Origin of the sequence: Pantoea sp. GbtcB22, assembly GCF_019091025.1 — a bacterium.
Lineage (GTDB): Bacteria > Pseudomonadota > Gammaproteobacteria > Enterobacterales > Enterobacteriaceae > Pantoea > Pantoea leporis.
The window spans coordinates 253073-261508 of record NZ_JAGXKB010000007.1 but is presented as its reverse complement, the minus strand read 5'-3'; the positions used below and the strand labels follow the sequence as shown (position 1 = coordinate 261508).

Annotated in this window: 8 protein-coding genes and 1 rRNA gene; 1 reads left to right on the top strand and 8 read right to left on the bottom strand. The window is 51.9% G+C overall.

Annotated elements, in window-relative coordinates:
* A 5S ribosomal RNA gene (rrf, locus tag KVT28_RS20160) occupies positions 1–109 on the top strand; the annotation flags it as partial.
* 156 nt (positions 110–265) lie between these two features.
* Here rrf and KVT28_RS20155 read toward each other — a convergent pair.
* The 8 genes from KVT28_RS20155 to prmA form a co-directional block, all read right to left on the bottom strand.
* Positions 266–1027: an amino acid ABC transporter ATP-binding protein gene (locus KVT28_RS20155; protein WP_061720213.1), complete on the bottom strand. Its 762-nt coding sequence runs from the start codon at positions 1025–1027 to the stop codon at positions 266–268.
* Positions 1028–1035: 8 nt separating this feature from the next.
* On the bottom strand, positions 1036–2136 hold the full coding sequence (locus KVT28_RS20150; protein WP_061720212.1) for an amino acid ABC transporter permease: 1101 nt from the start codon (positions 2134–2136) through the stop codon (positions 1036–1038).
* A gap of 15 nt (positions 2137–2151) precedes the next feature.
* Positions 2152–3330, bottom strand: coding sequence for an amino acid ABC transporter permease (locus KVT28_RS20145; protein ID WP_101762827.1), 1179 nt, complete (start codon positions 3328–3330; stop codon positions 2152–2154).
* A 66-nt stretch (positions 3331–3396) separates the two neighbouring features.
* Positions 3397–4422, bottom strand: a complete 1026-nt coding sequence (locus tag KVT28_RS20140; RefSeq protein ID WP_101762828.1) for an amino acid ABC transporter substrate-binding protein — start codon at positions 4420–4422, stop codon at positions 3397–3399.
* Positions 4423–4964: 542 nt separating this feature from the next.
* The gene (fis, locus tag KVT28_RS20135) at positions 4965–5261 is read right to left on the bottom strand and encodes a DNA-binding transcriptional regulator Fis (RefSeq protein WP_007891954.1); all 297 of its coding nucleotides are present in this window, start codon (positions 5259–5261) and stop codon (positions 4965–4967) included.
* A 24-nt stretch (positions 5262–5285) separates the two neighbouring features.
* The gene (dusB, locus tag KVT28_RS20130; protein WP_101762829.1) at positions 5286–6251 is read right to left on the bottom strand and encodes a tRNA dihydrouridine synthase DusB; all 966 of its coding nucleotides are present in this window, start codon (positions 6249–6251) and stop codon (positions 5286–5288) included.
* Positions 6252–6615: 364 nt separating this feature from the next.
* Entirely contained in the window at positions 6616–7305 is a 690-nt protein-coding gene (locus KVT28_RS20125) for a carbonic anhydrase (RefSeq protein ID WP_101762830.1), read from the bottom strand.
* A 241-nt stretch (positions 7306–7546) separates the two neighbouring features.
* Complete coding sequence (gene prmA, locus KVT28_RS20120) at positions 7547–8428, bottom strand: 50S ribosomal protein L11 methyltransferase (protein WP_101762831.1); 882 nt, start codon at positions 8426–8428, stop codon at positions 7547–7549.
* Positions 8429–8436: the final 8 nt, after the last annotated feature.

Here is an 8436-nt window from a genome sequence, read left to right as displayed (position 1 = left end):
GCTTTAGCGCGGTGGTCCCACCTGACCCCATGCCGAACTCAGAAGTGAAACGCCGTAGCGCCGATGGTAGTGTGGGGTCTCCCCATGCGAGAGTAGGGAACTGCCAGGCATCAAACACAAAAGCCCTGAACGAAAGTTCAGGGCTTTTTTGTATGCATCAGAAACCTTCAGCTGTCACTCACAAACCTAACCCAATTCAAATTGCAGTTATAAAAAAAGCCCCTGCTTTTCAGCAGAGGTGTTTCTTAATCTAACTCACTGGATATCAATGAATAACCTGTGACAGAAACGCACGTGTACGTTCTGATTTCGGATTGGCAAAGAACTCCTGAGGCGGGGCTTCTTCGACAATTTCACCCCGATCCATGAAGATCACACGATCCGCCACCGTACGCGCAAATCCCATCTCATGGGTAACGCACAACATGGTCATGCCATCTTCTGCCAGGCCAATCATCGTATCGAGTACTTCTTTAACCATCTCGGGATCGAGCGCGGAGGTTGGCTCATCAAACAGCATAATTTTCGGCTTCATACAGAGTGAACGGGCGATCGCCACACGCTGTTGCTGACCACCTGAAAGCTGGCCAGGAAATTTATGCGCATGCTCAGCAATGCGTACACGCTGAAGGTAATGCATGGCCAGCTCTTCTGCTTCTTTCTTCGGCATTTTGCGTACCCAAATCGGTGCCAGCGTACAGTTTTGCAAAACGGTAAGATGCGGGAAAAGATTAAAGTGCTGGAAAACCATGCCGACTTCGGTTCGAACTCGTTCAATATTACGCACATCGTGATTGAGATGGATGCCATCCACCACAATGCGTCCTTGCTGATGTTCTTCGAGGTGATTGATACAACGAATAGTGGTCGATTTACCCGAACCGGACGGTCCGCACAGTACGATACGTTCGCGTGGTTTTACTTTTAAATTGATGTCTTTCAATACATGGAACTGACCGTACCATTTGTTAACGTTTTCGAGTGTAATCATCATGGCATCAGCCGCATTAGTCATAGTTTGTGTCATGTTAAACCTCAGTGCGATGCACGCCCGGTGTGAAAACGCTTCTCCAGATACTGGCTATAGCGCGACATGCTAAAACAGAAAATCCAGTAAACCATGGCAGCAAATACATAGCCTTCCGTCGACATACCCAACCAGGTTGGATCAACGGTGGCTTGCTGCACGCTACTGAAGAGATCGAATAAGCCGATGATGATCACCAGGCTGGTATCTTTAAACAGCGCAATGATGGTATTCACCAGGCCGGGAATGGTCATCTTGAGCGCCTGCGGTAAAATCACCAGCATCTGGGTTTTCCAGTAGCCCAGCGACAGAGATTCAGCGGCTTCATATTGGCCTTTTGGTAGCGCCTGCAAACCGCCGCGCACCACTTCCGCGACATACGCAGACTGGAACAAAATCACGCCAACCAACGCACGCACCAGTTTGTCGATGGTGGTACCTTCCGCCATAAATAGTGGCAGCATCACCGACGACATAAACAGTACGGTGATCAGCGGTACACCACGCCAGAACTCAATGAAGATGATCGAAAGTGTACGCACCACCGGCATTTCAGAGCGGCGTCCCAGCGCCAGTAAAATCCCCAACGGCAGCGCGCCGGCAATCCCCACTGAAGCGATAATCAGCGTTAATGTCAGGCCGCCCCACTGGCGAGTCTCTACGCGCTCTAAACCGAAATAACCACCGTACATCAGGAACCAAACCACAATCGGATAGACCACCGCCCAACAAGCGATGTAGCGACCGCGACGCGGCATTGATTTGATGAACATCGGAATAATCGAGAGCAAGCCGATGACCAGCGACAGGTTGATGCGCCAGCGCAGTTCATGCGGATAGAGCCCATACATAAACTGGCCAAAGCGTGCATGGATAAACACCCAACATGCGCCTTCTTTGGTACAGTCTGCGCGCGTCTCACCAATCCAGTTAGCCTGAAATACCAGCCAGTTCAGTGCCGGAGGAATCACGTTCCAGATAAGCCAGATGCTGAACAACGTCAGCAATGTATTCAGCCAGCTGGAGAACAGATTTTTGCGTGCCCAGAGCCAAGCCTTGCTAAGTGGATTGGTCGGAATCGGCGGTGTTTCATGTGTAGTAACAGACATAATGATCCCGTTCTCTTAACGCTCAACCAGCGCAATTTTGCGATTGTAGAGGTTCATCAGCAGTGAAATGATCAGGCTGATAATCAGGTAAACCGCCATGGTAATCGCGATGGTTTCTATCGCCTGACCGGTTTGGTTCAGCACGGTACCGGCAAACAGCGAAACCATATCTGGATAGCCGATAGCGGCCGCCAGCGATGAGTTTTTCACGATGTTGAGGTACTGGCTGGTGAGTGGCGGGATAATCACACGCATTGCCTGCGGAATGATCACCTGTCGCATGGTCACTGGATTAGGTAAACCGAGCGAACGTGCGGCTTCGCTTTGACCATGTGGCACCGACTGAATACCGGAACGAATCACTTCGGCGATGAACGACGAGGTATAAACCGACAGCGCGAGAGTCAACGCGGCGAGCTCAGGGATCATCACGAAACCGCCGCGGAAGTTAAATCCACGCAGTTCCGGCACATCCCAATGCATGGCAACGCCAAACAAGGTATGAGCAATCAGCGGCAGCAGAATCAGCAACCCAACCGCAGCCGGCCAGGTGCGACGCAGTTGGCCGGTTTTTAACTGATGCTTACGGTTGTAGCGGAACAGCGCCACGCAACCCAGCACCGCTAACGCCAGCGCGATCAGGAATGGCCATGTGCCAGGTGCGTACTCGGGCCACGGAATATACAAACCGCGATTGCTGACGAATGCCAAATCAAAAGCGTTGAGTGCCTGACGTGGGCCGGGCAGGTTACGCAGTACCGCGAAGTACCAGAAAAAGATCTGCAGCAGCGGCGGGATATTACGGAAGGTCTCGATATAAATGGTTGAAAGCTTGCGCAGCAGCCAGTTCTCAGACAAGCGAGCCAGGCCCACGGCAAAGCCAAGGATCGAAGCGAAAACAATACAGAGCGCGGAAACCAGCAGGGTGTTGGTCAACCCCACCATAAACACGCGCGCGTAGGTGTCGCCTTCGGTGTAATCGATCAGGTGCTGGACGATGCCGAAGCCGGCACTGCGATCCAGAAACCCGAATCCGGAAGTGATGCCACGATTGGCCAGATTGATTACGGTGTTGTGGATTAAATATCCCACCACAGCAAGCACGGCAACAATCGCGACGATCTGGTAAAGCCAGGCGCGAACCGTAGGATTACCGAACGAAAAATCCCTTTTTACGGTTGGGCGTTGCGACATGTTAAAACCTCAGTGAAGATTACGCGTGGGCACCGCAGGATGCGGTGCCCGACTGGCAGAATGGAATTAACGAACTGGCGGAGCGTACTGGATGCCGCCCGCATTCCACAGCGCATTCTGGCCGCGCTTAATTTTCAGTGCGCTGTCTTTACCGACGTTACGGTCGAACACTTCCTGATAGTTACCCACTTGTTTGATGATGTTGTAAGCCCACTTGTTATCGAGCTTCAGGTCTTTACCGAAGTCACCTTCCGCGCCCAGCAGATGTGCCATATCCGGCGTAGTCGGTTTCGCTACCATGTCATCGACATTTTTAGAGCTGATACCCATCTCTTCCGCGTTCAGCATGGCATACAGCGACCATTTGACGATGGTGAACCAATCGTCATCACCGCGACGTACCACGGGCCCCAGCGGCTCTTTCGAGATCACTTCTGGCAGTACAATGAACTCGTCTGGCTTGCCAAGTTTGATACGCAGCGCATACAGCTGAGATTGGTCAGACGCGAGGGTGTCGCAACGGCCGCTGTCGAGCGCTTTAGCGGATTCGTCAGAGCGGTCGAAGGTCACTGGGGTGTACTGCATTTTATGGGTTTTGAAGTAGTCAGCCACGTTCAGCTCGGTATCAGTACCGGCCTGGATACACACGGTGGCGCCATCCAACTCTTTAGCACTTTTCAGACCGGCTTTCTGGTGCGTCAGGAAGCCGATACCGTCGTAATAGTTCACGCCTGCAAACAGGAAGCCCATGCCGCCATCGCGTGATGAGGTCCATGTGGTGTTACGAGATAAGATGTCTACTTCGCCAGACTGCAGCGCGGTGAAGCGTTCTTTTGCGGTCAGCGGGGTGTATTTCACTTTAGTTGCGTCGCCAAATACTGCGGCAGCGGCTGCACGGCATACATCCACGTCAATACCGGTGAATTTGCCGTTAGAGTCAGCATAAGAGAAGCCTGGCAGGCCGTCACTGATGCCGCACTGTATAAAACCTTTCTTCTTAATGGCATCCAGCGTGGTGCCAGCGTGCGCTTGTTGAGCAACAGCTAACAGCGAGGCTGCAGCGACCAGAGTGGAAAGCATCATCTTTTTCATAAAGCATCCTGTGTGGCGATATCGTGTGTTGTTATGTTTGCGCGCACTTTAATGTGCGCTGTTTTCTGTCTGTGGTGGTTAGCCATCCACAACTCTGCAAACCTGATGCCAGGTTTGCAGAATCCTGAATTCTCTGGAAAGATCTTTTAATAAACTGAAGCACTCAGAAGATTCTGGCTAATATGGCGCACCAAAAGGCAGCATGACGAGACGACACGATCACAAATAGTGCAAAAAGTTTCACTATATGGAAGCAGTGTGAGCTAACGCTCAGGAGTGGATGTATGAGTTTGCACGCTTACGGCCGAAGCGGTTGAGGATCACAGAGAAAGCGGGCTGAAGGGTGATGAAAGGATAAGTGAGCGCGTAATAAAGTGAGGGGAAATGCGTTGCTAAGAGGGATAGGATATCACTGCTGCAATTGCAACTATCGTTACCATTATCGCGCCAATTGTTTCATGCGTTTTTAACCTCAGGAAATTACCGGCAGCAGAAACAAAAACGCCAGCCGCAAGGCTGGCGTTATCGCAGCAACGAACAGATTAGTTCATGCCGTATTTTTTCAGCTTCTTACGCAGGGTACCGCGGTTGATACCCATCATCAGAGCTGCACGGGTCTGGTTGCCACGGGTGTACTGCATCACCATGTCCAACAGAGGCTGCTCGACTTCTGCCAATACCAGCTCATACAGATCACTCACATCCTGACCGTTCAGTTGAGCAAAATAGTTCTTCAGTGACTGTTTAACCGAATCACGCAGTGGCTTTTGGGTCACCTGATCCTGAGAGTTAACGGTAGAAACGGTGAGTACGTCAGAATTTACGCGTTGTTCGAACATAGTTCTTTCAGCTCTTTATTTCGTTTACGCAAGATTTTCGAAGTATGCCTCCAACGCCTCCAGCTGTTCGCTGGCATCCTCTATGGCGTTGAATGTGCGCCGAAACTGGTCATCAGGAGCACTTTCCTGCAAATACCAGGAAACGTGTTTTCGGGCAATACGGTATCCTTTGCGCTGACCGTAAAAGTCGTGCAGCTCCCGTATATGTCCAATCAGCATTTGCTTCACTTCAGCCAGCGGCTTCGGTGCCAGCAGCTCCCCTGTGTCCAGATAATGCTGGATTTCCCGGAAGATCCACGGTCTTCCCTGAGCGGCACGGCCAACCATAAGAGCATCGGCTCCGGTATAGTCGAGCACCGCTCTGGCTTTATGCGGGTCAGTAATGTCGCCATTCGCAATAATCGGAATGGAAACGCTCTGCTTAACTGTCCGAATGCTGTCGTATTCAGCAAATCCCTCAAACAAACAGGCGCGCGTGCGGCCATGAATGGTGAGAGCCTGAATGCCACAGCGTTCAGCCAATTGGGCAATCTCTACACAATTACGATTTTCTTTGTCCCAGCCGGTACGAATTTTCAGCGTAACCGGTACATCCACTGCATTAACCACCGCGGTGAGAATCGACTCCACCAGTTGCGGATGTTGCAGCAGCGCTGAACCTGCCATCTTACGATTCACTTTTTTGGCCGGGCAGCCCATGTTGATATCGATAATCTGCGCGCCAGACGCCACATTAATGCGCGCGGCAGCAGCCATCTCATCAGGATCGCAACCAGCAATTTGCACGGCGCGGATACCAGGCTCGTCACTATGCACCATGCGCAAACGGGATTTGTCACTGGCCCAAACTTCCGGGTTCGACGACAGCATCTCGGAGACAGTCATTCCGGCGCCGTTCTCGTAACACAGGGTGCGAAATGGCTTATCGGATACTCCGGCCATAGGCGCAGCAATGAGTCGATTACGTAGCTGATGTTGTCCAATGCGCATGAAAAAAGAAGTGACCCTAACTGTTCGCAAGGCGGCGTATATTACGCATTTTTTAGAGAAGATGAAAGGCCAAACTTTGAACAATTCGCTCTCACAGAGCACGGAAATAGCGTTATCCAGTAAGGGATAAGTTATTAATCTTTATAATTCATGAGATTAAAAAAATATGGTGAAATTGTGTACAAAAATTTTTCTCAAAACATGACCGAAATCACAACATAAAAACCGCTTCTTCCGGTAATTAGCGAAAGAAATGACGCCATTATGATTATTAATTGAACTACTTAGTCACGTAGGGTTAGCGTCACTCCCCAAAAACCTACGTCGTGGAGGAGTGACAGATATAACCTCAGACATCAGGCAACTATTCAATAACCACGCGACCATTCAGCGGCTGTACTGGGCGACTGTTGCCGTGCTCACCTAACAGTTTGGCGAACGTTTTAAGCTGTTCAGTTGATGCCGAAACAGTTTGCTTCATCACTAACCAGCGCACACCTTCGGTACAAGGTGGCGTCGTCAACGAACCGCTAAAGCGATAGTAGTTCTTTTGACCCGGAATCAAAGCGCTGAGATTGAGTGGCTGTTGCAGCGCCGCCTCTTTGTTAACTTCAGGTGGCAGTTCACGCAGGATCTCCGCCAGCGCAGGGTTTTCCGCCCCGGCTTCAAACATCACGCCAACCACCGCCAGATGTCCCTCTTCGCTGGCATGGACGAAATGCGCGGCCAGCGGAAAGCGTTTGCCATCAATCAGATTTTCGCTCGGCGTATGGAAGTGGAACTGACGCAGCGTATAAGCTTCGCCATCCAGCGCCAGCGCATCGCCATCTTTGACGTTGATCTGGATGGTGTGACCGTTATTGATGATGGATTTTTGTTTGGCTTGATAGCTCAACGTTAGCGGCGGCAATTGTCCATTCACCACCTTGCGGATATCGACAGGCGACTGGTTCACACCGCTTTTACAGGTGTGATAATCGGCGTGCAGATTGCCCCATTCATCCGGCGCTTCATAAGACCAGTTTGAGCTGTGAGCGTGCGCATACGATGCCATGCTTGTCAGCAGAGCGAATAAACAAAGTTTCTTTTTCATCATCCATTACTTTCAGCGATTTATCGAAGTGAAATGCCATCAAAGGCATTGCCAGCAGGGATAGCGCTATCGCCTGGAGCAGGATTGTAATGACTGAAATGTAAAGAAACGGCAACGGATGAGAAGGGCTGGCGCTTTGAGACGGGTCTCAGAAAAATAGTACGGCTTGCCAGTCAGTTAGCCCGACTGGCAAGCGGGCAGGTTAGCGGCGTACGCCGGTGATGCGGCACCACTCTTCTTTCTCTGCAACCGCGTCGAGCTCAAAACGCTCAGCGTAGGCTTCACACACGCTTTCAGCCTGGCTCGCTAACACGCCGGACAATCCAAGATGACCGCTGGCTTTCGGCAGCACGCTAATCAGCGGTGCCAGCTCACGCAGCGGACCCGCGAGGATGTTGGCGACCACCACGTCAGCCTGCAAGTTTTCCGGCTGCTGGTGGGGCAGATAGAGCGCCAGACGCTCAGAGACGCCATTACGCTCGGCGTTATCATGGCTGGCCTGAATCGCCTGCGGATCGATATCAATGCCGATCGCCTGCGCCGCGCCCAATTTCAGTGCAGCGATAGCGAGAATGCCGGAGCCACAGCCAAAGTCGATCACCGTTTTGCCCTGCAGATCCAGGCCATCAAGCCAGGTCAAACACATCGATGTGGTAGGATGCGTGCCGGTACCAAAGGCGAGGCCCGGATCCAGCATCACATTGACGGCATTTGGATCCGGCACATCGCGCCAGCTTGGGCAGATCCACAGACGCTCACCGAAACGCATCGGGTGGAAGTTATCCATCCATTCGCGCTCCCAGTCCTTGTCTTCGATCTGCTCGATCTTATGGCGAAACGCGGATCCCAGCAGCGGATGCTGGCTTAACTCGGCCACCACATCGCTCATCTCGGTTTCAGCGTCGAACAGGCCGATGACATCGGTATCGCCCCACAGCAGCGTTTCGCCCGGCAGCGGCTCGTACACTGGATTGTCGTGCGTGTCCTGGAAAGTGACCGACACCGCGCCAACCTCCATCAGCGCATCGCTCAGGGTTTCGGCGTTTTCGCCGGTGCTGTTAATTTTGATTTGAATCCAAGGCATAGCGTTTC

Coding starts and splice junctions, on each gene's coding strand:
- KVT28_RS20155 (WP_061720213.1), bottom strand. CDS start 1,027: ATGACACAAACTATGACTAATGCGGCTGATGCCATGATGATTACACTC.
- dusB (WP_101762829.1), bottom strand. CDS start 6,251: ATGCGCATTGGACAACATCAGCTACGTAATCGACTCATTGCTGCGCCT.
- fis (WP_007891954.1), bottom strand. CDS start 5,261: ATGTTCGAACAACGCGTAAATTCTGACGTACTCACCGTTTCTACCGTT.
- prmA (WP_101762831.1), bottom strand. CDS start 8,428: ATGCCTTGGATTCAAATCAAAATTAACAGCACCGGCGAAAACGCCGAA.
- KVT28_RS20150 (WP_061720212.1), bottom strand. CDS start 2,136: ATGTCTGTTACTACACATGAAACACCGCCGATTCCGACCAATCCACTT.
- KVT28_RS20140 (WP_101762828.1), bottom strand. CDS start 4,422: ATGAAAAAGATGATGCTTTCCACTCTGGTCGCTGCAGCCTCGCTGTTA.
- KVT28_RS20145 (WP_101762827.1), bottom strand. CDS start 3,330: ATGTCGCAACGCCCAACCGTAAAAAGGGATTTTTCGTTCGGTAATCCT.
- KVT28_RS20125 (WP_101762830.1), bottom strand. CDS start 7,305: ATGGCATCGTATGCGCACGCTCACAGCTCAAACTGGTCTTATGAAGCG.